Annotated in this window: 23 protein-coding genes, 1 pseudogene and 1 riboswitch; of the genes and pseudogenes, 2 read left to right on the top strand and 22 right to left on the bottom strand. The window is 71.3% G+C overall.

Features of this window, described 5'->3' with window-relative positions; all coding sequences use genetic code 11:
* Positions 1–794 (bottom strand): ABC transporter transmembrane domain-containing protein (locus AX669_RS00535; protein ID WP_255356499.1); only part of this gene is annotated, 794 nt, incomplete at its 3' end.
* Between the two features lie 47 nt (positions 795–841).
* Here AX669_RS00535 and AX669_RS00540 point away from each other — a divergent pair.
* A complete protein-coding gene (locus tag AX669_RS00540) occupies positions 842–1,486 on the top strand; it encodes a TIGR03085 family metal-binding protein (RefSeq protein WP_006943812.1) in 645 nt (214 codons plus the stop codon).
* Between the two features lie 21 nt (positions 1,487–1,507).
* On the opposite strand, the gene hisF is transcribed toward AX669_RS00540, so the two are convergent.
* Positions 1,508–2,260, bottom strand: coding sequence for an imidazole glycerol phosphate synthase subunit HisF (gene hisF / locus AX669_RS00545; RefSeq protein WP_006943747.1), 753 nt, complete (start codon positions 2,258–2,260; stop codon positions 1,508–1,510).
* A 48-nt stretch (positions 2,261–2,308) separates the two neighbouring features.
* Between hisF and AX669_RS00550 the strand changes: the two genes are divergently transcribed.
* The gene (locus AX669_RS00550; RefSeq protein ID WP_006943823.1) at positions 2,309–2,923 is read left to right on the top strand and encodes an AAA family ATPase; all 615 of its coding nucleotides are present in this window, start codon (positions 2,309–2,311) and stop codon (positions 2,921–2,923) included.
* Positions 2,924–2,930: 7 nt separating this feature from the next.
* Here the strand turns inward: AX669_RS00550 and AX669_RS00555 are convergent, their stop codons facing one another.
* The 20 genes and pseudogenes from AX669_RS00555 to AX669_RS00650 all read right to left on the bottom strand — a co-directional run.
* Positions 2,931–3,404 (bottom strand): PH domain-containing protein, encoded by a 474-nt coding sequence (locus tag AX669_RS00555; RefSeq protein WP_006943810.1) that lies wholly within the window; start codon positions 3,402–3,404, stop codon positions 2,931–2,933.
* A gap of 21 nt (positions 3,405–3,425) precedes the next feature.
* A complete protein-coding gene (gene hisG / locus AX669_RS00560; protein WP_006943808.1) occupies positions 3,426–4,271 on the bottom strand; it encodes an ATP phosphoribosyltransferase in 846 nt (281 codons plus the stop codon).
* 14 nt (positions 4,272–4,285) lie between these two features.
* On the bottom strand, positions 4,286–4,549 hold the full coding sequence (locus AX669_RS00565; RefSeq protein WP_006943831.1) for a phosphoribosyl-ATP diphosphatase: 264 nt from the start codon (positions 4,547–4,549) through the stop codon (positions 4,286–4,288).
* Between the two features lie 59 nt (positions 4,550–4,608).
* Positions 4,609–5,100, bottom strand: coding sequence for a 6,7-dimethyl-8-ribityllumazine synthase (gene ribH, locus AX669_RS00570; RefSeq protein ID WP_006943795.1), 492 nt, complete (start codon positions 5,098–5,100; stop codon positions 4,609–4,611).
* 84 nt (positions 5,101–5,184) lie between these two features.
* Complete coding sequence (locus AX669_RS00575) at positions 5,185–6,420, bottom strand: bifunctional 3,4-dihydroxy-2-butanone-4-phosphate synthase/GTP cyclohydrolase II (RefSeq protein ID WP_062255956.1); 1,236 nt, start codon at positions 6,418–6,420, stop codon at positions 5,185–5,187.
* 60 nt (positions 6,421–6,480) lie between these two features.
* The gene (locus AX669_RS00580; RefSeq protein WP_062255938.1) at positions 6,481–7,173 is read right to left on the bottom strand and encodes a nicotinamide mononucleotide transporter family protein; all 693 of its coding nucleotides are present in this window, start codon (positions 7,171–7,173) and stop codon (positions 6,481–6,483) included.
* The gene (locus AX669_RS00585) at positions 7,170–7,826 is read right to left on the bottom strand and encodes a riboflavin synthase (RefSeq protein ID WP_062255940.1); all 657 of its coding nucleotides are present in this window, start codon (positions 7,824–7,826) and stop codon (positions 7,170–7,172) included. The genes AX669_RS00580 and AX669_RS00585 overlap by 4 nt, the downstream gene beginning before the upstream one ends.
* A complete protein-coding gene (ribD, locus tag AX669_RS00590; RefSeq protein ID WP_062255942.1) occupies positions 7,826–8,848 on the bottom strand; it encodes a bifunctional diaminohydroxyphosphoribosylaminopyrimidine deaminase/5-amino-6-(5-phosphoribosylamino)uracil reductase RibD in 1,023 nt (340 codons plus the stop codon). The genes AX669_RS00585 and ribD overlap by 1 nt, the downstream gene beginning before the upstream one ends.
* A 189-nt stretch (positions 8,849–9,037) precedes the next feature.
* A riboswitch (FMN riboswitch) is annotated at positions 9,038–9,168 on the bottom strand.
* Positions 9,169–9,249: 81 nt separating this feature from the next.
* Positions 9,250–9,924, bottom strand: coding sequence for a ribulose-phosphate 3-epimerase (gene rpe, locus AX669_RS00595; RefSeq protein WP_038570995.1), 675 nt, complete (start codon positions 9,922–9,924; stop codon positions 9,250–9,252).
* Between the two features lie 5 nt (positions 9,925–9,929).
* Positions 9,930–11,399 carry an RsmB/NOP family class I SAM-dependent RNA methyltransferase gene (locus AX669_RS00600; protein WP_062255944.1) on the bottom strand — a complete coding sequence of 490 codons (1,470 nt, stop codon included), beginning with the start codon at positions 11,397–11,399 and terminating at the stop codon, positions 9,930–9,932.
* A gap of 181 nt (positions 11,400–11,580) precedes the next feature.
* A complete protein-coding gene (gene fmt, locus AX669_RS00605; protein WP_062255946.1) occupies positions 11,581–12,516 on the bottom strand; it encodes a methionyl-tRNA formyltransferase in 936 nt (311 codons plus the stop codon).
* Positions 12,517–12,591: 75 nt separating this feature from the next.
* Positions 12,592–13,437 carry an HAD family phosphatase gene (locus tag AX669_RS00610; RefSeq protein ID WP_231729357.1) on the bottom strand — a complete coding sequence of 282 codons (846 nt, stop codon included), beginning with the start codon at positions 13,435–13,437 and terminating at the stop codon, positions 12,592–12,594.
* Positions 13,438–13,472: 35 nt separating this feature from the next.
* Entirely contained in the window at positions 13,473–15,905 is a 2,433-nt protein-coding gene (locus tag AX669_RS00615) for a hypothetical protein (RefSeq protein ID WP_062255948.1), read from the bottom strand.
* 112 nt (positions 15,906–16,017) lie between these two features.
* The gene (gene metK, locus AX669_RS00620) at positions 16,018–17,235 is read right to left on the bottom strand and encodes a methionine adenosyltransferase (RefSeq protein ID WP_038568493.1); all 1,218 of its coding nucleotides are present in this window, start codon (positions 17,233–17,235) and stop codon (positions 16,018–16,020) included.
* A 58-nt stretch (positions 17,236–17,293) separates the two neighbouring features.
* Positions 17,294–18,607 (bottom strand): phosphopantothenate--cysteine ligase family flavoprotein, encoded by a 1,314-nt coding sequence (locus AX669_RS00625; RefSeq protein ID WP_062255950.1) that lies wholly within the window; start codon positions 18,605–18,607, stop codon positions 17,294–17,296.
* Between the two features lie 13 nt (positions 18,608–18,620).
* Complete coding sequence (rpoZ, locus tag AX669_RS00630) at positions 18,621–18,884, bottom strand: DNA-directed RNA polymerase subunit omega (protein ID WP_006943764.1); 264 nt, start codon at positions 18,882–18,884, stop codon at positions 18,621–18,623.
* Between the two features lie 76 nt (positions 18,885–18,960).
* Positions 18,961–19,527: a guanylate kinase gene (gene gmk, locus AX669_RS00635; protein WP_006943738.1), complete on the bottom strand. Its 567-nt coding sequence runs from the start codon at positions 19,525–19,527 to the stop codon at positions 18,961–18,963.
* A gap of 182 nt (positions 19,528–19,709) precedes the next feature.
* A complete protein-coding gene (pyrF, locus tag AX669_RS00640; RefSeq protein WP_062255952.1) occupies positions 19,710–20,594 on the bottom strand; it encodes an orotidine-5'-phosphate decarboxylase in 885 nt (294 codons plus the stop codon).
* 227 nt (positions 20,595–20,821) lie between these two features.
* A complete protein-coding gene (locus AX669_RS00645) occupies positions 20,822–21,760 on the bottom strand; it encodes a dihydroorotate dehydrogenase (protein ID WP_062255954.1) in 939 nt (312 codons plus the stop codon).
* A pseudogene (locus AX669_RS00650) lies at positions 21,757–22,097 on the bottom strand (hypothetical protein); the annotation flags it as partial. The gene AX669_RS00645 and the pseudogene AX669_RS00650, both read right to left, overlap by 4 nt.

A 22,097-nucleotide genomic window follows, 5' to 3' on the forward strand; every position in this document is an offset into this window, starting at 1 on the left:
GTCGGCAGCGCGTTCGTCATCGGGTCGAAGATGCCCTCGGTGCGTCCGAGCCTGACGTTGGCGTCGCGCAGCTCGCCCGCGGCGTCACCGAACCGGGACACCTCCGCGTCCGCTCGCCCGAGCGCCTTGACGACGAGTGCGCCGTCGAAGCTCTCGTCCGCGACGGCGCTGACGCGCGCTCGCGCGGCCTGAGACGCTTCCACGCGGGCGCGCATGACGACCTGGAACCAGTAGTTGATGACGATGAGCAGCGGGAACACGACGAGCGCGACGACGCCGAGCCACACGTCGACGAGGAAGATCGAGACGAACCCGAACGCCAGCATGACGGCGACGCCGAGCGCCATCGGCAGCGGCTGGAAGATGTTCCAGATCGCCTCGACGTCCGAGTTCGCGTGCGACAGCAGCTGACCCGACGGGTGCGCGAGGTGCCAGCGCATGGGCAGCAGCTGGTAGGCGCGCGTCACCTGCCGCCGCGTCGAGGCGATGAGGTTGTTGTACGCCACGCCCGCCGCGATGCGGCGCAGGATGACGGCGGCCGCGTTGAGCGCGACGACGCCGCCGAGCTGCCACACGATCTGCCAGACCATCGCACCGTCCAGGTGACGATCGCGCACCGCCGGCGTGACGACGTCCGCGACGAGGTGGCCGATGACGCGGGCGGTGAGGACGGTGAGGATGCCGTATGCCGTCGCGCCGATGACGGCGGGCGCGAACGCTCGCCACTGCTCGCGGGCGCCGGCGGCGGCCACGCGCACAGGTGAGGCGTCAGGGGCCAGGTCGGCTGAGGTCACGTGGGGTTCCTTTGCTCGCGCATTCGCGCAGGTGACAACATTGCGGCATGCGCAAGTATGCCCAAGCCGAACGTCATGCCCTGTGCGACACCGCCCTGCGCCTCGGCCCGGACGCGCCGACGCTGTGCGTCGGCTGGAATGTCAGGGATCTCATGGCACACCTCGCGATGCGTGAGCGCCGCCCGGAGGCCCTCGGTATCCTCGTGCCCCAGGTGCGCGACGCGTCCGAACGCACCCGGGAGCGCTACGCGTTGCGCCCGTTCGAGGATCTCGTCGACATGGTGCGCAAGGGTCCGCACGAGTTCTCGCCGTTCCGCATCCCCGCCGTCGATGCGCACGCGAACCTGCAGGAGTACTTCATCCACCACGAGGACATCCTGCGCGCTCAGCTGCCGGCCGCCGACCAGGACGGCGTCCGCGTGCTGGGCGCCGACCTGCAGAACGCGCTCTACGACGCATTGCCCACGGCCGCACGGATGACGCTGCGCCGCTCGGCGATGCGCGTCGCGGCGCTGTGCCCGGGGCACGCGCCGCTGGCGCTCAACTCGCCGTCGGAGCCGATCGGCGAGTTCATCGTCGCCGGCCAGCCGAGCGAGGTGCTGCTGCACCTGGCCGGGCGGATGAGCTTCGTCGAGTTCGAGGGCGAGCCCGACGACATCAACCGGTTCGTCGCCGAACCGCGCGGCATCTGAGCGTCAGCGCACGACGGAGCGTCAGCGCACCGGGTGCCCCGCCGCCGCAAGGGCACCCTTGACGTCACCGATCGTCAGCTCGCCGTAGTGGAACACCGACGCGGCGAGCACCGCGTCAGCGCCGTGCGCGACGGCCGGCTCGAAGTGCTCGACGGCGCCCGCGCCGCCGCTCGCGATGAGCGGGACGCTGACCTCGCGGCGCACGGCGTCGACGAGGTCGAGGTCGAAGCCGGCCTTCGTGCCGTCGGCGTCCATCGAGTTGAGCAGAATCTCCCCGGCGCCCAGCGCCTCCGCGCGAGCACACCATTCGACGGCGTCGAGGTCGCTCGCGCGACGCCCACCGTGCGTCGTCACGACGTAGTGGCCATCGACGCGGCGCACGTCGGCCGACAGGACGAGCACCTGCGCGCCGAACCGGTCGGCGATCTCCCCGATGACCGCGGGGCGGGCGATGGCGCCCGTGTTGATGCCGACCTTGTCGGCGCCGGCGCGCAGCAACCGGTCGACGTCGTCGACCGTGCGCACGCCTCCCCCGACCGTCAGCGGGATGAAGACCTGCTCCGCGGTGCGCGAGACGACGTCGTACGTCGTCGAACGATCCGAGGAGCTCGCCGTCACGTCGAGGAACGTCAACTCGTCGGCGCCCTGGGCGCCGTACTTCGCGGCGAGCTCGACGGGGTCGCCCGCGTCGCGCAGGTTCTCGAAGTTGACGCCCTTGACGACGCGGCCGGCGTCGACGTCGAGGCACGGGATGACACGCACGGCAACAGTCATGGCACCAGATTAGAGGCCACGGCGACGCAGCGCCGATAGGTTTGATCCGTGGATGACGCACGCGCCGGCTCGCTCTCGGCCCCCGTGCGTCCCGAGGCCGCCGCCCTCGCGTGCGTGCCGCACGTCGAACACGACGACGCCCTCGCGCACGTCGAGGCGCGGATGACGCGCCCGCGCTGGCTCGTCACGATCGACGGCCGCTCCGGCTCGGGCAAGACGCAGCTCGCCGGCGCTCTGCACGATCGTCACGTGGACGCCCAGATCGTCCACCTCGACGATCTGTACCGCGACTGGGACGGGCTGTCGGCGGGGCTCGTGCGGGCCCGTCACATCGCCGAGCAGTGGTCACGCCACAACGCGAGCACCTACCTGCCGACCCACTGGCCGGGCACGGCGGCGCGAGGACGCGTCACAATCACACCCGATCGTCCGCTCATCGTCGAAGGCGTCGGCGCGACCTGGGTCGGACGGTCGCTCGCCCACGCCGCCCTGTGGCTGGAGGCCGAGCGCGAGACACGCAAGCGGCGCGCGCTGGAGCGCGACGGCGAGACGTTCGTGCCCTACTGGCTCGCGTGGGAGTTGCAGGAGGACGCCTGGTTCGCGGCGCACCCACCGCGCCCCGACGCGCTCGTTCGCGTGCCGGACGACCCCATTCGGGGCTGAACGAGCGTCAGTCGTGCGCGCCCGCCGCGGCCGCGGCACGCTGACGAGCGACCTCGACGAGGGCCGCGAGGCGCGAGGCCTCCGCCTCGGCCGACGGGCCGTCAGCGCGCTGGATGGCCATGACGGCGAGCTGCTCGGTGTCGGCGAGGTCGAGCGTCGCCCAGGCCCGCCCGCCGCCGAACTGGACGCCGAGGATCTCGGCCCACTCGATCTCACGCGTGAGGATGAGGTTGCGCACCTTGAGGCCGCGCTCGTTCGGCACTGCCTTGACGAGCCCCCAGCGCGACAGCATCCAGCCGATGGCACACCCGAGGAAGAACAGCGACCACTTGTCCATCGTCGTCCACCCCGTCGCACCGCCACCGGGCACGAGGACGAACGCGACGATGCCGAACACGACGACGGACAGCGCCGCCGCGGTGAACGCCATCGCCCGCCCGCGTCGCGGGACGAAGGGACGGTAGGCGTCGACGTCACTCATGATTGCTCCTCGCGGGCTCGACTACAGGCGGCAGGCTGCGATGTCGGTGACGAGGATGGCGCGCGCGCCGAGCGCGTACAGCTCGTCCATCACGTGGTTGATGACCTTGCGGTTGACCATCGCGCGCACCGCGACCTTGTTCGGGTCGTGCAGCGGCGAGACGGTCGGCGACTCGAGCCCCGGCGTCAGCGCCGCGGCGCGTTCGACGAGGGAAGCTTCGATGTCATAGTCCATCATGACGAAGTTGCGGGCCGTGAGGACACCTTCGAGGCGACGCACGAGCGTCAGTGCGGCGTCACCGACTTCACGCGCGTCGGGGCGGATGAGGACGGCCTCACTCGTGAGGATCGGCTCGCCGAAGACCTCGAGGCCCGCGTTGCGCAGCGTCGTGCCGGTCTCGACGACGTCGGCGATGACGTCGGCGACGCCGAGCGTCACGGCCGTCTCGACGGCGCCGTCGAGACGTACGACCTCGGCCTCGACGCCGTTCTTGGCGAGATCGGCCCGCACGAGGCCGGCGAACGACGTCGCGATGCGGCGCCCCACCAGCTCGCTGACGGACGTCGCGACACCCGGGCGGCCGGCGTAGCGGAACGTCGAACCGCCGAAGCCGAGCTGCAGGTGTTCGACGGCGCTCGAGCCGGAATCGAGCAGCAGGTCACGCCCGGTGATGCCGAGGTCGAGGGTGCCCGAACCGACGTAGACGGCGATGTCCTTGGGGCGCAGGAAGAAGAACTCGACGTCGTTGTCGCGGTCGACGACGACGAGTTCCTTCGACTCGCGACGCCCGCGGTAGCCCGCTTCCTTGAGCATCGACGCGGCGGATTCGGACAGGGCGCCCTTGTTGGGCACGGCAACGCGCAGCATGGAGGACCCTTCGATCACAGGTGGGAGTAGACGTCGTCGAGCGTGATGCCGCGCTCGAGCATGAGCACCTGCAGGTGGTACAGCAACTGGCTGATCTCCTCGGCGGCGGCGGCGTTGCCCTCGTGCTCGGCGGCCATCCACACCTCGGCGGCCTCCTCGACGATCTTCTTGCCGATGAAGTGGACGCCCGCGTCGAGCTCGGCGACGGTGCCCGACCCTTCGGGGCGCGTGGCCGCCTTCTCGCTCAGTTCTTCCCACAGTTGCTCAAAGCTCTTCACGGTGCCCAAGGCTACCGGCTGCGTTCGCGCCGGGCCGACCGCGCCCGGCGTCGCGCCGCTCACAGCGTCGCGGCCGGAAGCTGCAACGAGCGCAACGTCATCTCCGTGACGACGGCCGCCGTCGCCGCCTCGTGACCCTTGTCCTCGCTCGAACCCTCGAGGCCCGCACGATCGAGCGCCTGGGCGTCGGTGTCGCACGTGAGGACGCCGAAACCGATCGCCTTGCCGGTCGTGACGCCGATCTGCGTCAGCCCGTCCGTCGCGGCGCTGCAGACGTAGTCGAAGTGCGGAGTGCCACCGCGAATGACGACGCCGAGCGCGACGAGGACGTCGAAGTGCGGCGCGAGGCGCGCGCAGGCCGCCGTCAGCTCGAACGTGCCGGGCACGCGCACGAGTGTCACGTCGTCGTCACGGACGCCGGCGTCGGCGAGGCCGCGACGGGCGCCGTCGATGAGGCCGTTCATGACCTTCTCGTGCCAGCTCGCCGCGACGACGGCGACGCGCAGGCCCGCCGCGTCAGTGCTGAGGGTGGGGGCTCCGTGGCCGCTCATGATGTTCTCCTTCGATCGATCTGCAGTGGTGGTTCGTGCGTGCGGGTGGTGTGCCGGGCTGGTGGTTCCGATGCGACGCGCGGTTCACGCGTCGAACGTGTGCCCCATGCGCTCGCGCTTGGTGCGCAGGTAGGAGGCGTTCTGGACGGTGCGCCCCGCGACGAGCGGCACTGTCTCGACGACGTCGATCCCGTGCTCGACGAGCTCGCGTACCTTGGCCGGGTTGTTCGTCAGCAGCCGCACCCGTTCGATGCCGAGGTCGCGCAGAATCGCTGCGGCAGCGCCGTATTCGCGCGCCTCGATCGGCAACCCCAGGTTCGTCTGCGCGTCGACGGTGTCGGCGCCGGCGTCCTGCTGGGCGTACGCGCGGATCTTGTTGAGCAGGCCGACGCCGCGGCCCTCCTGCCCGCGCAGGTAGACGACGACCCCGCCCTCACGCGCGACGAGCCGCTGCGCCTCGGCGAGCTGCGGCCCGCAGTCGCAGCGCAGCGAGCCGAGCGCGTCGCCCGTCAGGCATTCGGAGTGGACGCGCACGAGCGGCACGTCATCACCGTCGGTCGGCGCGACGAGCGCGAGGTGCTCGGCGCCGTTCTCCCGATCGGCGTAGGCCTCGACGCGGAACGTTCCGACCTGCGTCGGCAGGTCGGCGCTCGCGACGTGTTCGACGCGGTCGTGGCGGCGCCGCCACCCGATGAGCTGCTCGATCGTGATGACGGCGAGGCCCTCGCGCTGCGCCAGCTCGATCGCGCCGGGCAGCCGCATCATCGCGCCGTCGTCGTGGACGAGTTCGACGATCATCGCGACCGGTTCGAGCCCGGCGAGGCGGCACAGGTCGACGGAGGCCTCGGTGTGCCCGTCGCGCTCGAGGACGCCGCCCGGCTTGGCGCGCAGCGGGAAGACGTGCCCGGGGCGCGTCAGCGCGCTCGGCTCGGTGCTCGGGTCGGCGAGCAACCGCAGCGTCAGCGCGCGGTCGGCTGCGGAGATGCCGGTGTGCACGCCGCCTTTCGCGTCGACGGAGATCGTGTAGGCGGTGCCCTTCGGATCCTCGTTGCGCGACACCATCGGGGGCAGCAGGAGGCGGTCGGCGATCGCGTCCGGCATCGGCGCGCAGATGACCCCGGAGCTGTGCCGGATCGCCCACGCCATCCACTCGCGCGTCATCGTCGCGCCCGACATGACGATGTCGGCCTCGTTCTCGCGGTTCTCGTCGTCGGCGACGAGCACCGGCCGTCCGAGCCGCAGTTGCTCGAGCGCGTCCTCGATGCTCGACAGCGCCAGCGGCGTCTCCTCGGGCGTTGCGGCGCTGGGTGCGGCGCTCATCAGGCTCTCTCTCGTCTCGGTTTTCATCGTCTCGGTCTGCTTCGACGGGCTGTGCATCGCTCAGGCCGCTTCCATCTCGCGTTCGGCGACGCGGTGGGGGCGTGAGATGCGCACCCACTGCACGAATCCGACGACGACGAGGGCTGCGTAGAGCGCGTACAGCACGGCGCTCGGGTAGTATTTGGAATAGATGAGCTCGGGCACGCCGACGGCGTCGACTGCGATCCACATGAGCCAGAAGTCGTTCCAGCCGCGCGCCATCGCGAACGTCGCGAGCAGGGAGCCGACGAAGATCCAGGCGTCGCACCAGAAGTACCACCACGGCGCCGGCCAACCCGCGCCGATCAGCGTGAAGATCCAGTGCACGACGACGACGCCCGCGCCCCAGGCGATCAGGTAGCCGATGCGTTGGCTCGCGCTCGCCCAGTGCGGCGTGACGGCCTCACCGCTCGTGCCGTCGCGGCGGCTCGCGCGCCACACCCACCAGCCGTACAGGCTCGTGATGATGAAGAAGATCTGCCGCCCGGCCTGACCGAGCATCGGCGCGCGATCGTCCATGCCGAACACGAGCCCGGCGAACACGGTGAACAGCAGCATGTTGCCGATGATGCCGACCGGCCACGCCCACACCTTGCGGCGCATGCCACCGATCGCGGACGCCATCCCGAACGCGTTGCCGATGATCTCGCGCCACGTGATCTGCGCACCGCCGATCGTCAGGTGCGCCGAGTAGGCCTGTTCCCAGATGCTCATGCGCGCCCCTCGGAGGCCGCCAGGCGGGCGTCGAGTTCCACGAGACGGATGTCGAGCGCAGCGAGGCGCGGCGCGAGCATCTGCTCGACGTACTTGGCGAGCACGTCGACCTCCACGTTGACGAGATCGCCGACGCGGGCGGCGCCGAACGTCGTCAGCTCGAGCGTCGTCGGGATGAGGCTGACGCTGAACGACGCCTCCTGGCGCGAGGCGACCGTGAGCGACACGCCGTCGAGCGTCACCGAACCCTTCTCCACGACGTAGGGCGCCAGGTCGACGGGCAGGTCGAAACGCACGACGCTCCAGCGCTCCCCCGGTTCGATGGCGGTGATGCGGACGGTCGCATCCACGTGACCCTGCACGACGTGACCGCCGAACCGTGCCTGCGCGCTCATGGCGCGTTCGAGGTTGACCCTGCTGCCCGGCACGAGCGCGCCCAGGCTCGTGCGATCGAGCGTCTGCTTCATGACGTCGACGCTGAAACGCTGCTCGTCGAACGTGGTCACCGTCAGGCACACGCCGTTGACGGCGATGCTGTCGCCGTGGTGGGCGTCGTCGAGGACTGCGGCGCCCGCGATCGTGAGGATCGCCGCGTCGGCGGTGTGCTCGATGCGCTCGAGCGTGCCGGTCGCTTCTATGATTCCGGTGAACATCAGATCTCCTTCGTGGGACGCAGGCGCAGGCGCAGGTCGGTGGCGGACGGTTCGTTCGAGGGCAGCGTCGTGGCGTCGACGAGGTCGAAGCGGCGGGCCTCCGCGATCGTCGTGATGCCGAGGTCGGCGGCCGCGGGGCGGCCCGCGCCGAGCAGGGCGGGGGCGAGATAGGCGACGATCTCGTCGACGAGCCCGGCACGCAGGAACGACGCGGCCAGCGTCGGTCCACCTTCGAGCCAGATGGCGTGAATGCCGCGCGCGTGCAGCGCGGCGAGGACGTCGGTCGGGCTCTGCCGGGGCAGCACGAGGGTGGAAGCGGCGTCGTCGAGCACGCGTGCGGTGTCGGGGATCGGGGTGTCGCCGACGACGACGCGCAACGGTTGCTGCGCCCCCGCTCGTCCGTGGGCGTCGCGGACTGTGAGCTGCGGGTCGTCGGCGAGAACGGTGCCGGTGCCGACGACGATCGCGCCGTGCTCGGCACGCTGCGCGTGGACGTCGACGCGCGCGGCCGGGCCGGTGATCCACTGGGACGTGCCGTCCGACGCAGCGCTGAACCCGTCGAGGGTCGAGGCGTACTTCCAGCGCACGAACGGGCGCGCGTGGGTGACGGAGAACGTCCAGTCGGCGTTGAGGTCTCGGCTCGCAGCCGCGAGGGTGTCGTCCTGTTCGACGGCGACGCCTGCCACGCGCAGGATCTGCGCTCCCCCGGCGGCCGCGCCGTTCGGGTCGGGTTGGCCGAAGACAACACGGGCGACGCCGGCGCGGATCAGAGCGCGCGCACACGACGGGGTGCGCCCGGTGTGCGCGCAGGGTTCGAGGGTGACGTACGCCGTCGCGCCACGCAGGTCGACGCCCGTCGCGATCGCTTCGTTGATGGCCGCGGCCTCGGCGTGCCACGTGCCCGCGCCGCGGTGGTAGCCCTCTGCGAGGATGACGCCGTCAGCGTCGACGACGACGCACCCGACACGAGGATTGGGGTCGACACGCGGCGACAGCGCAGCCAGCTGCGCGGCGCGCTCCATGGCGCTGTGACGCTCGAGTCTCACGAGATGCCTTCCGGTCCGATCGAACAACCGATCACCGGGGCACGAGAAAGCTGACGCCCGCCGCACGCCACGAAGGCGCCGACGACATCGGCCGAGACGCCACGCGCGATGCCCTCAGGCACGCCGCAACGGCTCGTCGGCCGCCCGCGCAGAGCGCGAACAACCGCGTGCAACCTCCCATCCGGACTTTAACCGTCGGTCTCGGAATCTCACCGAGTCAACCGACCCCTGTCGAAGCGGGCCGGGTCGCGGACTTTCACCGCCGGCTAGGAATTTCACCTACCCCGGGTACACGCCCAACATGTTACTCCTTCGCGCTCTTCTGCGCGTCTTCCCTCGCAAGCTCGCCCACCCCGCTCGGTGCGACACACGTCAGTTCAGTGCGCGTGCCCCGCAGCCAGGGCACGCAGCTCGTCGATCGCGGCGGCAGCGGACTCGGCACCGTAGACGGCCGATCCCGCGACGAAGGTGTCGGCACCGGCTTCGGCGCACTGCTCGATCGTCTTGGCCGAGACGCCGCCGTCGACCTGCACCCACACGTCACCGCCGTGCGTGCGGATGCTCTCGCGCACCGCGCGCACCTTCGGCATCTGCTCCGCCATGAACGACTGGCCACCGAAGCCGGGCTCGACCGTCATGACGAGCACCATGTCGAGCTCGGGCAGCAGATCCGCGTACGGCTCCCACGGCGTGTTCGGCTTGATCGCCATCGACGCGCGAGCTCCGGCCGCGCGGATGTCGCGTGCGAGCTTCTTCGGGTCGGCCGCGGCCTCGACGTGGAACGTCACGCTCTTGCACCCGGCCTCGGCGTAGGCGGGCGCCCAGCGGTCGGGGTCGTCGATCATGAGGTGCGCATCGAGCGGGATCGGGCTCACCTTCAGCAGCGACTCGACGACCGGCAGCCCGAGCGTCAGGTTGGGCACGAAGTGGTTGTCCATGACGTCCACGTGCGCCCAGTCGGCGTTGTTGATGGCGTCGAGCTCGCGTTCGAGGTTGGCGAAATCGGCGGAGAGGATGCTCGGCGAGATGCGGACGTCACGGGCGTCGGTCATGCGGGTCACTTCTTTCTCAGGAGGGCGAAGAACATGGCGTCGGTACCGTGCAGATGCGGCCACAACTGGACGGACGGCAGGTCGCCGACGCGCTCGATGGGCTCGTCGAACGCGTCGCGGAACAGCGGCCAGGCGTCCTCCTGGACGACGTCGTCGCGCCGTCCGAGCACCTCCGCGACGACGGCGAGGGTCTCTGCGGGGTGCGGCGAGCACGTCGCGTATCCGATGACGCCGCCCGCACGCGTCGCGTCGATCGCGGAGTCGAGCAGTTCGACCTGCAGAGCGGAAAGCTCCGCGACGTCCGATGGTTGACGGCGCCAGCGCGACTCGGGGCGACGGCGCAGCGCGCCGAGGCCGGTGCAGGGCGCGTCGAGCAGCACGCGGTCGTAGGTGCCGGGCTCCTCACGACCGAGGTCGCGCCCGTCGCCGGTGCCGATGTAGATCTCCGCGCCGTCGTCGAGCAGCGCGCGCAGGGTGCGCCGCACGAGGTCCGTGCGGTGCTCGCTCGCCTCGTTGCAGTAGAGGACGTCGCCGCGCAGGTGCGCGACCGCGCCGAGCAGCGCGGCCTTGCCGCCGGGGCCGGCGCACAGGTCGAGCCAATCCTCGCGTGCGTCGTCGCCCGATGCCGTGCGCGGCGTCACGTCAGCGTCGGCGAGTGCGAGGGCGAGCAGCTGCGAACCTTCGTCCTGCACCGCAGCCCTCGTCTGCCGGATCGCGGGGATGTTCGCGGGGTCACCGAACGGCAGCACCGCACCGACCGGCGACAGGTCGCTCGCCTCGGCTCCGGATGCGACGAGCTCGTCGACGGTGGCAAGGCCCGGGCGGGCGACGAGGCTGACGCGCGGAGGCGTGTTGTCGGCCTCGAGCAGCGCGTCGAGTGCGTCGTCGAGGCTCGCTTGACCGTCCCCGCCCGCGGCTCTGTGGCCGCGCAGCGACTGGCGCAGCGCCGAGACGACCCAGCGCGGGTGGGAAGTCGCGACGGCGCGCACCTCGTCGGCGTCATCGACACCGCGCGTGAGGTCGGCGATCCACGTCTCACGGTCGCGCTCCCCCGCGCGTCGCAGGACGGCGTTGACGAAACCCGCCGCACCCGAGCCGGCGTGCTCGCGGGCGAGGGCGACGGTCTCCGACGTGGCGGCGTGGACGGGCACACGCATCGACAGGATCTGGTGCACGCCGAGGCGCAGCACGGCGAGCACGACCGGGTCGATCTGCGACGGCGCGCGACCCGAGCCCGTCTCGATGACGCGGTCGTAGAACCCCTGTCGACGGATGGTGCCGAGGGCCAGCTCCGTGGCGAACGCCGCGTCGCGGCCACTCAGATCATGGCGCGTGAGGACCTTCGGCATCTCGAGGTTGGCGTAGGCACCGTCGTCGACGGCGCGCAGGACGGCGAGCGCCGCACTGCGGGCGGGATCACCCGTGCGCCGGCGCGCTGACGGCGCCTGCTCACTGCGGTGGCCCGCGCCGCGCAAGCGCGCATCCGAACGCTGACGGCCCCGCGCGTCACGGCGATCGTCGCGTGGAGGTTGTTCTCCACGACCGGCGCTCCGCTGCGCGCCTCGGCCGTCGCGCCCGGGGCCGCCCGTACGTCGTTCGTCACGGCCGCCCTGTCCGCCACTCTGGCGGCTGGAGCCGCTGCCGCCGCGTCGTTCGTCACTCACCGAAGCTCTCCCCTTCGTTCAAACGCAGCCCGCGGGCCCAGTCGGCGGCACGCATGACCTTCTTGCCGTGCGGCTGCACCTCGAGCAGTTCGACGACGCCGCCGAGTGCGCCGGCGAACACCTGCGTCTTCGTGGCGTGCAGCTCGCCGGGTGTCAGCGGCGGGCACCCGTCGGCGTCGGCGAGGCGGCTGCGCAGCAGCTTGACGCGCTCACCACGCAGCATCGCCCACCCCCCGGGCGCCGGAGACGCGCCGCGGATACGGCGGTCGACGGCGAACGCGGGCACCGAGAAGTCGAGACGCACGTCGTCGACCTGGATCTTGGGCGCGAGCGAGACACCGTCGCGAGGTTGCGGAATCGGCGTCACGTCACCGTTCGCGAGGGCGTCGAGCGTCGAGACGAGCAGGGACGCACCACCTTCGGCGAGGCGTGTCAGCAGGTCGCCGGAGGTGTCGGTGGGGCCGATCGCCTCCGTCATCGTGCCGAAGACGGGCCCGGTGTCGAGCCCCTCCTCGAGCAGGAACGTCGAGGCGCCCGTCACGTCGTCACCGGCCATGAGGGCGTGCTGCACGGGTGCGGCGCCACGCCAGGCGGGCAGCAGCGAGAAGTGCAGGTTGATCCAGCCGTGCCGCGGAATCGCGAGCACCGACGGCGGGACGAGCCCGCCGTACGCGACGATCGGCGCGGCGTCGGGCTCGAGTTCGCGCAGCCGCGCGACGAAGTCGTCGTCGGACGGTTTCGTCGGCGTCAGCACCTCGAGGCCTGCCTCGAGCGCGAGCTCGTGCACCGGCGACGGCGACGTCTTGCGCCCGCGCCCCTGACGCGCCTCGGGGCGCGTCACGACGGCGACGACCTCGTGGGCCGAATCGAGCAGGGCCCGCAACGACGGCAGAGCCGCCTCCGGGGTTCCGGCGAAAACTACGCGCATCGGCTGGTGGGCCCTTCGTCGGTTCGAGCGGGCGGCTCGCGCAGCTCCGCAGGGGGTGAGTCGTGAGGAATCAGTCTAGTGGTGAGCCGCGCCGGCCCCGGCGGTGCCGTCGGGCGTCTCGGACACGCCGGCACTCGTCTGGCGCGAGCCGGCTGACGGCTCCAACGGCAGCCCGCGCAGGCGCAGATCGTCGCGCAGGGTGTCGGGGTCGGTGAACAGGATCGCGTCGAGGCCGGCTTGCTCGGCCCCCATGACGTTGGCGGCTGAGTCGTCGATGAAGACGGCGTCGCTCAACCCGCCGCGGTGGCGCGTCACCTCTTCGAGGATCTCCCAGATCTCCGGGTCGGGCTTCGTCACGCCCTCCTCGCCGGAGACGATGATCTCCTCGAACAGGTCGAGCACGTCGCCGTGCAGCGAACGGGCGACCTCGAACAGCTCGGCGCTGAAGTTGGTCAGCGCGAACAGTGGCACACCCGCCTCAGCGAGTTCGCGCACGATGGCGACGCTGCCCGCGATCGGCTCGGCGATGGCGAGGTGGAAGTTGTCGATGTAGGCCTGCGCCGCGGCCGTGTGGTGCGGGTGTCGCTCGTCGATCTCGGCGACGATCTCGCGCCACGCGCGCCCGCCGTCAGCGGCGAGGTTGTGTGCGAAGAAGTCGAGTTCGGGGTCGGTGAGCAGCGCTGTCGCCGCGTCCTCGCCGACGGCGTCGAGCAGTGCCGCGCGCGGCTCCCAGCGCACGAGCACGTTGCCGATGTCGAACACGACCATGTCGACCGGGCTCGGCTGCGGCGCGTCACCCAGGTCGGCGAGGCTCGCGAGGTCGCCGGCGTCGGGGCCGTCGAGGTCGTCGAGGTCGATCGCCCGGGCGCGGCGGCCGGCACTCGAGGTGAGGCCGCTCGTGAGGTTAGGTCCAGACATCATGGCGCCACCGTAGCGGGCGGAGCGGCTCGGGCTCGTCATGCCAGGCCGTCCAGGAGCGGGTCGAGGCGCACCGTGACGACGGGTTCGCGCGCGGCTGAGCGTGACGCGGTGAGGGCGCGCAGCAGCGCCGGGACGTCTGCATCGGTCGGGTCGTTCCACCGCGCGAGGAAGCGCACGAGCGACTCGTCGTCGTCCGACGACGTGGCCTGACGCTGGGGCGTCGCCCGGTCGAACACGTGCCGGCGCCGCAGCGGCAGCGGGCCGAGGACGCCGACGCTGACGTCGTGCTCGCGCGCCGCCTTCTCGAGCGCTTCGGCGTACCGAGCGGCCGCGCGTCGCGGGCCCTCGAGCGCTGCCATCCGCGTGGCGGGTGGCAGCATCACCTCGGCGCGCTCGGCGAGTTCACGCGCCGCGAACCACCGCGGCGCCCAACGCACGAGCGCCTCGACGGCGGGAAACGGCACGTGCCGGGGCACGCCCGCAAGGTAGACGACGCCGCCCGTCGACGCCGGGCGCACGAGGCCCGCCGCGGCGCACCAGTGCGTGAGGGCACGCTGACCGGCGTCGAGCCCGCCCCGGTCGAGCAGGGCCCATGCGTCGAGCAGGATCGCGGCGCTGTACCCGTTCTCGGCGACGGGTTCAGCACCGGGGGTGCAGATGACGAGCGCGGGCTCGTCGGGCACGCTCGCGAGCACGTCCGGCGCCCCGGAACGCCGCACCGGCACCCCGGGAAACGCACGGCCCAGTTCTTCGGCGGTGCGTCCGGCCCCGATCGTCAGCGACCGGATCTCGTGGCTGCCGCACTCGGGGCAGGTCAGCACGTGCGCGACGTGGCCGCACCACCGGCAGGTCGGGGCGCTGTGCTCGCCGTCGAGCCCGAGCGGCCCGTGGCACACGTCGCAGGTCGACTTCGTGCGGCACCGGGCGCACGCGATCGTCGGGATGTACCCGCGGCGCGGCACCTGGACGAGCACCGGCCCGTCCTGCAACGCGCGGGTCGCGCCCTGCCATGCCTCGGCGGGGATGCGCGCGCGGGCTGCGGCGCCGTGACGCTCGACGCTGCGGTCGTCGCCCGTGACGACGACGCGCGCGCTCGTGCGTTCGACGGGGTCGACGGGGACACTGACGCCGGCCTCGACCTGGGCCTGCACCCGCACCGACGGCACGGCGCCCGCGCTCAACAGGGCGGCCGGGGCGAGGTCGGCGCGAGTCTCGAGCACGGCTCCGACGTGCGGATACGGCGCGTGCGGGTCGACGTGGAGGGTGTCGGCGTCGTCCCACCACACGACGAGGCCGAGGTCGGGCACCGGAGCGAACATCGCCGCGCGCGTTCCGACGACGACGTCGGCGAGGCCGCGCAGCGCCTTGAGAAACGCGGTGTAGCGGGCCTGCGGACCCATGTCCGCCGTGAGGGTGACGACCTGATCGTCGCCCAACCGGGCCGAACACGCCGCGGCGACGCGATCGACATCCCGCCCGTCGGGCACGACGACGACGGTGCAACGCCCAGAATCGCGCACCGCTGCCGCGGCGTCCGCGACGGCGGCAGGCCAGGCATCCGGGCCGAACAGCCCGGGCGCGACATCCCAGGAACCACGCGGGTTCTCCCCCGCGGCAAGATGCGTGAGCAGGCTCAATCCCCCGGCGTAGTGACGCCACGCGCTGAGCGGCGCCGGCGCACTGGCCGCCACCGCGCCGCTCGTCGCATGACTCGTCGAGGCCATATCATCGCCCGGTGCAGGCCCGTCGGCCGCAACCGCGCCGCTGGACGTCGCGCTCGTCGAGGCATGCCGGCCGCTCGACGCGAGCGCCTCGCCAGGAGCAGCCTCGCCATCAGCGACAGCCGCACCATCATGGGCAGCAGCGCCGCCCGCGACAGCCGAAGACCCGTCGTCAGGCTCAGCCGGCACAGCCGGAGCGGCGTCAGGACCAGCGTTCCCGGCCTCAGCCACCTCGGGCATCGATCGATCCGCCGCCGACGCATTCGCCATCCGCTCGTCGAGTGCCTTCTCGGCGCGTGCGTGCCGCGGTGGGATCGCGAGGCGCAGGACGTCGGAGACGGTGCCGCCCATGCGAGCGGCGACGGCGTGCGCCACCTGCCAGATGTGCTCGGTGAGCACGGCCTCGGGCGACACGACGGCGAGCAGCGGGCTCAGCGTGCCGGTGAACTCGGGGGTCTCGCGCACGCCGACGACGTACCCGGTGATGCGCTTGCCGTGGAAACGCACCTTGACGGCGACGCCGAAGCGCACGTCGTCGGCCAGTTCGGCGGGGATGCGGTACTCGAACTCGCGATCGAGGTGCGGCACCTCGAGCATCGGCCAGACCACGGCGACCCGTTCGCTCCCGCCGTCGCCCGTAGCAACCTTCGCGCTGCCGGCATCGTCCCCGCGTGCCTTGGCGCGCACGGCGTCGCGCAGCAGCGCGAGTTGTTCGCTGCTCGCGGCGTGCACGTCGTCGCTCGTCATGACCTCATCTCTACACGAGTGCTCCGACAACCCCGGCATCCCGGGAGTTTCGGGGCCTGAACGCAACCGTGCCGCGGCCCGATCGAGCGGGTCGCGGCACGGATCACGCCTCTCAGCCGGCCGCGCGCTGCAGCTCTTCGATGCGGTTCGTCTGCTCCCACGTGAAGGGGTTCTCGACGCCGTCGGCGCTCGTGCGACCGAAGTGGCCGTACGCGGCCGTCGGCTGGTAGATGGGGCGCAGCAGGTCGAGCGCGTCGACGATAGCGGCCGGACGCAGGTCGAACGTGTCCGCGATGGCCTTCTGGATGACGTCGAGCGGTTTCGTCTCCGTGCCGAAGCACTCGACGTAGAGGCCGACGGGCTGCGCCTTGCCGATGGCGTACGCGACCTGCACCTCGCAGCGCTTCGCGAGGCCCGCAGCGACGACGTTCTTCGCCACCCAGCGCATCGCGTACGCAGCCGAACGGTCGACCTTCGACGGGTCCTTGCCCGAGAAGGCGCCGCCGCCGTGGCGGGCCATGCCGCCGTAGGTGTCGACGATGATCTTGCGGCCGGTGAGGCCCGCGTCGCCCATCGGGCCACCGATGACGAACTTGCCGGTCGGGTTGATGAGCTGACGCATCTCGTTCGTGTCGAGTGTGACGCCGCTCGCCGCGAGCTCCGCGATGATGGGCTCGATGACGTGACGCGTGATGTCGGGCGCGAGCTGGCCGTCCAGGTCGATGCCGGCGTCGTGCTGCGTCGACAGCACGAGCGTGTCGAGCGCGACGGCCTTGTCACCGTCGTAGGAGATCGTCACCTGCGTCTTGCCGTCGGGGCGCAGGTAGTCGAGGTCGCCGTTCTTGCGGACGCTCGTCAGGCGTTCGGAGAGGCGGTGCGCGAGGTGGATCGGCAGCGGCATGAACTCGGGCGTGTCGTCGCACGCGTAGCCGAACATGAGGCCCTGGTCGCCGGCGCCCTGGCTGTCGAGGGGGTCCTCGCCGCCGCCGACGCGGTGCTCGTGAGCGCTGTCCACGCCCTGCGCGATGTCCTCGGACTGAGCGCCGATCGAGACGGAGATGCCGCAGCTGTGGCCGTCGAAACCCTTTTCGGACGAGTCGTAGCCGACGTTCGTGATCACCTTGCGCACGAGCTTCGCGACGTCCGTGTACCCCTCGGTGCGCACCTCACCGGCGACGTGGACGAGACCCGTCGTCACCATCGTCTCGACGGCCACGCGGGCCTGAGGGTCCTGACGCAGCATGTCGTCGAGAATCGCGTCACTGATCTGGTCGCAGATCTTGTCGGGGTGGCCCTCGGTGACGGATTCGGACGTGAAGAGACGAGACAACGGAATGACTCCTTAAGGCAGCGGCTGCTGGCTGGGTGCGACGCACCCGTCGGTGATTTTACTGAGGCAGGACGAGATCGGCGACGAGATCGAGCAGCGCCGCCGCGATGTGAGACTTGGGCGCAGGGCCGACCGTGACGACGTCGTCACTGCCGCGGCGCAGCAGGTGAGCCGTCGACGAATCCTGACCGAACGTCACGCCGTCACCCACCTCGTTCGCGACGAGGACGTCGCAGCCCTTGCGGGCCAGTTTCGCGCGGGCGTGGTGGAGAACATCGCCGTCAGCGTCACCCGTCTCGGCTGCGAAGCCGACGATGACACGGCTCGACACGTTCGTCGACGCGGCTGTCGGCTGGAGCTCTGCATCACGCTGACGCACCGCCTCGGCGAGGATGTCCGGGTTGCGCACGAGGGTGATGACGGGCGCCGAGTCGTCGCCGTGGGTCTTCTTGATCTTCGCGTCCGCGACGTGGTCGGGACGGAAGTCGGCGACCGCGGCCGCCATGACGAGGACGTCGGGCGTCGCCGCGAGCACCGCGTCACGCATCTGAAGGGCGCTCTCGACGCTGACGACGCGGACGCGCTGCGCGAGGTCGGCCGGGGGCTGCATCGTCGTGACGAACGTGACGTCGGCGCCGCGATCGGCGGCCGCCGCCGCAATGGCGAAACCCATCTTGCCGCTGCTGCGGTTGCCGAGGTAACGCACCGGGTCGATGGCCTCGCGTGTGCCGCCGGCGGTGACGAGCACGGTCCGGCCGGCCAGAGCGCCTGACGGGGTGACGGCGTCCTCCTCGCGCCCGGTGGTCTCGGCCAAGCCACCCGCGGTGGCGCCGCCACGTCGCTCTCCGCTCGCCGCAGCCGCGAGGGCCGCGTCACGGATGACGTCGGGGTCGGGCAGGCGCCCGGCGCCGGTGTCGGCGCCCGTCAGCCGCCCGGACGCGGGCTCGACGATCGTCGCGCCACGCGAGCGCAGCGTCGCGACGTTCGCCTGCGTCGCGGGGTGCAGCCACATCTCGGTGTGCATCGCCGGCGCCATGACGACGGGGCAGCGCGCCGTCAGCAGGGTGTTGGTGAGCAGGTCGTTCGCCATGCCGGCCGCGGCCTTGGCGAGGACGTCGGCCGTCGCGGGGGCGACGACGACGAGGTCGGCGTTCTGCCCGAGCCGGACGTGCGGAACCTGCGCGACGTTCTCGAACACGCCTGTCTGCACGGGCTTGCCGGAGAGTGCCTCCCACGTCGGGGCGCCGACGAACTCGAGCGCTGACGCGGTGGGCACGACCGTCACGTCGTGGCCGGCTTCTGTGAAAAGACGAAGGAGCAACGCCGCCTTGTAGGCAGCGATGCCCCCTGTCACACCGAGAACGATGCGCATGTGCGAGATCGACTCAGGCTTCGAGCTTCTCGATGGAGAGCAGGCCCTCGTTCATCTCGCGCAGCGCGATGGAGAGCGGCTTGTCCTGCGGCTGGGCGTCGACGAGCGGGCCGACGTTGTCGAGCAGGCCGTCGGCGAGCTGGCTGTAGTAGCCGTTGATCTGACGGGCGCGCTTGCTCGCGTACGTGACGAGGGCGTACTTGCTGTCCGCGATCTCGAGCAGGTCGTCGATGGGCGGATTGGTGATGCCGATGGGCTCGGCCTTCGTGCCGGACATGTGTCCCTCTTCTCCTCGGGGCGCGTGGCCGCCGTCGCTGCGCGTGATGCGCGGCGCGCGGGCAGGCGAACGTGCCTCAGTGTTCAGGTGTTCTCATCAATGATACGAGTTCTTCGGAGGCACGCCGAACATCGTCGTTGACGATGACGTGGTCGAACTCGCTCTGCGCCGCGAGTTCGACCTTCGCGGTCTCGAGGCGGCGCTCACGCTCTTCGGGGGTTTCGGTGGCGCGGCCGACGAGTCGGCGAACGAGTTCGTCCCAGCTCGGCGGCGCGAGGAAGACGAAGAACGCATCGGGGGCGTTCTGCTTGACCTGACGCGCGCCCTGCAGGTCGATCTCGAGCAGCGGGAGGCGGCCGTCGGCGATGGCCTGCTCCACGGGCGCCTTCGGCGTGCCGTACGACGCCCGACCGTGGACGATGGCGTGCTCGAGGAAACCACCGTTCGCGGCCATCTCGGCGAACTCGTCGTCCGTCATGAAGTAGTAGTGGACACCGTCCACCTCACCCGGACGTGGCGGGCGCGTCGTCGCTGACACCGACAGCCACACCTCGGGATAGTGCTCGCGGATGTACGCGGCCACCGTCCCCTTGCCGACAGCCGTCGGCCCGGCCAGAACGACCAGTCGTGCACTCACCGCCATGCCCTTTCGTCAACGCCCGCCCCGATCAGCGGTTCGCTCATCCTTTCACATGGGTGCGCGCACCACACGAGCGTCATCTCAGGTCGCACCGACGCCGCCGATCTGCCGATCGGTGCGGTTCTGCACCGTCTGGGGAGCGCCGGCACAAGTCGGCCCGGGCGCCTCGCGATGCCTGTCTCCGCTCAGCGGAGGCCGGCCACCGACTCACGCGTGCGCTCGACGGCGGCGACGAGCCCGTTGACGGAGGGGCCGGCCTTGAGGACATCGCGTGACGTCGTCGGGATGACGCGTGAGATGGACTCGCCGAACACCGATCGCATCGACTCGACGGTGCCGCCCTGTGCGCCGAAACCGGGCGCGAGGATCGGCGCGTGCGAGGCAGCGAGAGCGCCACCCAGACCGAGGTCGTCGAGGGCCGAACCGATCGTTGCGCCCATGACGAACCCGATGTGGCCCCACTCCCCTCGCGCTGCCGCGTCGGCGTTGTCGCGCGTCGCGGCGGCGACGATGTCGCCCGCCACGGTGCCGCCCGGCGTGACGGCGTGCTGCACGCCCGCACCCTCCGGGTTCGACGTCAGCGCAAGCACGAACACGCCGCGCCCGGTGTCACGCGCGAGATCGAGCGCCGGCCGCAGCGACTCGTATCCGAGGTACGGGCTCACGGTGATGGCATCCGCGGGTTCCGGCGCATCCTTGCCGAGGAACGCCTCGCCGTACGCCGTCATCGTCGTGCCGATGTCGCCGCGCTTCACGTCGAGGATGACGAGCGTTCCCGCCGCGCGCAGCTCAGCGGTCACACGCTCCAGCAGCGCCACCCCCCGCGCGCCGAACACCTCGAAGAAGGCGGACTGCGGTTTCACCGATGCGACCCGCCCACCGAACGCCTCGACGCACGTCAGCGCGAACCGCTCGACACCGGAGTAGGAGTAGTCGAGCCCCCACGACTCGACGAGCGAGCGGTGCGGGTCGATGCCGACGCACGCCGGCCCGAAGCGCGCCTGCGTCGCCGCGAGCCGAGCGCCGAAGCCGGCGCTGTCACGTGCAGCGGGTTCAGCAGATGTGGTCATGGGAACCTCCGTGAAGATGAAACATGAACAGGAAAGGACTTCGGCCCTGGCTGCCTCGCGCACGAGCCCGGCCGCCGTGGGCCGTTCGAGGATGAGGCCCAGCGCGCCTGGATGACATGGCTGCCGGCGTCACGCACGAGCCGAACCGCCGTCGATCGCACACGCGGTATGCGCGCGCTTCCATGGGGTGGCGGTCGCCCTCGTCCACGACCACACGGCGCGTCACGTCACGCATGCGCCGCCCCGACGAGTCCGGCGACGGTGAGATCGCGCTCGGCGAGGAAACCGGCAAGCCCGTCCCGCAGCCTCACCCCGGCCCGCGGATCGCGGAACAGCGCCGAGCCCACCTGGACGGCCGAAGCCCCTGCCGCGAGCGCCTGGACGGCGGCGTCGACGCTCGCGATGCCGCCCCCGGCGATGATGGGTGCCGTCGGCAACCGACCGGCCACCATGGCGGCCTTCACCTCGAACACGCCACCGACCGTCAGCGGCAGCAACGCCGGCCCGGCCATCGCAGCACGGGTGCCCGCGCGCGGGCGCAGCGTCGTCACGTCGATGCTGGAGGCGACCGGAGCGTGCCCGAGCACGAGTGCGTCAGCACCCGACTTGAGGCAGGCGCGCGACAACTCGACGAGGTCGGTACCGAGCGTCAGCTTCGCCGCGAGCATGACGTTGCGCGGCAGGTGCTCCCGCACGCGCGCGATCACCTTCGTCACTGCGTACTCGTCGCCGGCGAACGCTCGCCCGTTGTTCGCCTCGTTGGCGACCGAGAGATTGACCTCGACGCCGAGCACCCCACGCAGCGCCGTCCGTCGCCGTACGGCCGCGGCCGCGTCGGCGAAGTCGCCGCTCGTCGCACCCGCGATGGAGACGATGACGGGTGTCGGCGTCGTCACCTCCCACGGCAGACGCGTCGCGCTGAGCGAGTTCGCGCCGACGTTGGGCGTGTCGTGCGGGTGCACGATCCCTGACGGCGATTCGACGATGACGCGTTCGCGCGACGCGTCCTGCGCCTCCACCGTCAGCGACGGCGTGACGAGCGCACCGAACGCGCCGAGCCCACCCCAGCGCACGAGTTCGTGCCCGTACCCCGCACACCCAGAAGCCGCGATGAAGGGTGAGTCGAGCTTGTTCAACCCCAGCGTCGTCGAGAGTGCCCCGCTCATGCCGAGACCTCGAGCAACTGCGCCCACGCCATCCGATCGGCGGGCAGGACGGGCCCTTCGGTGCAGCAACGCACGGGCGTCACCTCCCCGGCCGCGTTCGCGACGGGCAGCGCGCACGCCCTGCACAACCCGGTTCCACAGGGCATCGGCACGCCGAACGCGGCCTGCACGGGAACCGAATGCCGTTGCGCCGCAGCGGTGATCGCGGCCAAGGACGTCACGTCGCCACTCGCATACACGAGGGCCGTCTCGTGCTGACGCAGCGTCGCATCCAGCGCCACCTGCATGCGGTACGCGAGGTCCTCCCCCGCGCCCGCGTCGGGCACCACCGTCGTGA

The organism is Dermacoccus sp. CCH2-D9 (genome assembly GCF_001556795.1).
GTDB lineage: Bacteria > Actinomycetota > Actinomycetes > Actinomycetales > Dermatophilaceae > Dermacoccus > Dermacoccus nishinomiyaensis.

Coding starts and splice junctions, on each gene's coding strand:
- gmk (WP_006943738.1), bottom strand. CDS start 19,527: ATGGCGGTGAGTGCACGACTGGTCGTTCTGGCCGGGCCGACGGCTGTC.
- AX669_RS00540 (WP_006943812.1), top strand. CDS start 842: ATGCGCAAGTATGCCCAAGCCGAACGTCATGCCCTGTGCGACACCGCC.
- AX669_RS00575 (WP_062255956.1), bottom strand. CDS start 6,420: ATGAGCGCCGCACCCAGCGCCGCAACGCCCGAGGAGACGCCGCTGGCG.
- AX669_RS00585 (WP_062255940.1), bottom strand. CDS start 7,826: ATGTTCACCGGAATCATAGAAGCGACCGGCACGCTCGAGCGCATCGAG.
- AX669_RS00645 (WP_062255954.1), bottom strand. CDS start 21,760: ATGAGCGGGGCACTCTCGACGACGCTGGGGTTGAACAAGCTCGACTCA.
- AX669_RS00615 (WP_062255948.1), bottom strand. CDS start 15,905: ATGACGAGCGACGACGTGCACGCCGCGAGCAGCGAACAACTCGCGCTG.
- AX669_RS00555 (WP_006943810.1), bottom strand. CDS start 3,404: ATGAGTGACGTCGACGCCTACCGTCCCTTCGTCCCGCGACGCGGGCGG.
- ribD (WP_062255942.1), bottom strand. CDS start 8,848: ATGGAGCGCGCCGCGCAGCTGGCTGCGCTGTCGCCGCGTGTCGACCCC.
- ribH (WP_006943795.1), bottom strand. CDS start 5,100: ATGAGCGGCCACGGAGCCCCCACCCTCAGCACTGACGCGGCGGGCCTG.
- hisG (WP_006943808.1), bottom strand. CDS start 4,271: ATGCTGCGCGTTGCCGTGCCCAACAAGGGCGCCCTGTCCGAATCCGCC.
- rpoZ (WP_006943764.1), bottom strand. CDS start 18,884: ATGTCCGGCACGAAGGCCGAGCCCATCGGCATCACCAATCCGCCCATC.
- pyrF (WP_062255952.1), bottom strand. CDS start 20,594: ATGACCACATCTGCTGAACCCGCTGCACGTGACAGCGCCGGCTTCGGC.
- AX669_RS00580 (WP_062255938.1), bottom strand. CDS start 7,173: ATGAGCATCTGGGAACAGGCCTACTCGGCGCACCTGACGATCGGCGGT.
- AX669_RS00625 (WP_062255950.1), bottom strand. CDS start 18,607: ATGCGCATCGTTCTCGGTGTGACAGGGGGCATCGCTGCCTACAAGGCG.
- fmt (WP_062255946.1), bottom strand. CDS start 12,516: ATGCGCGTAGTTTTCGCCGGAACCCCGGAGGCGGCTCTGCCGTCGTTG.
- AX669_RS00610 (WP_231729357.1), bottom strand. CDS start 13,437: ATGATGTCTGGACCTAACCTCACGAGCGGCCTCACCTCGAGTGCCGGC.
- rpe (WP_038570995.1), bottom strand. CDS start 9,924: ATGACCGACGCCCGTGACGTCCGCATCTCGCCGAGCATCCTCTCCGCC.
- hisF (WP_006943747.1), bottom strand. CDS start 2,260: ATGACTGTTGCCGTGCGTGTCATCCCGTGCCTCGACGTCGACGCCGGC.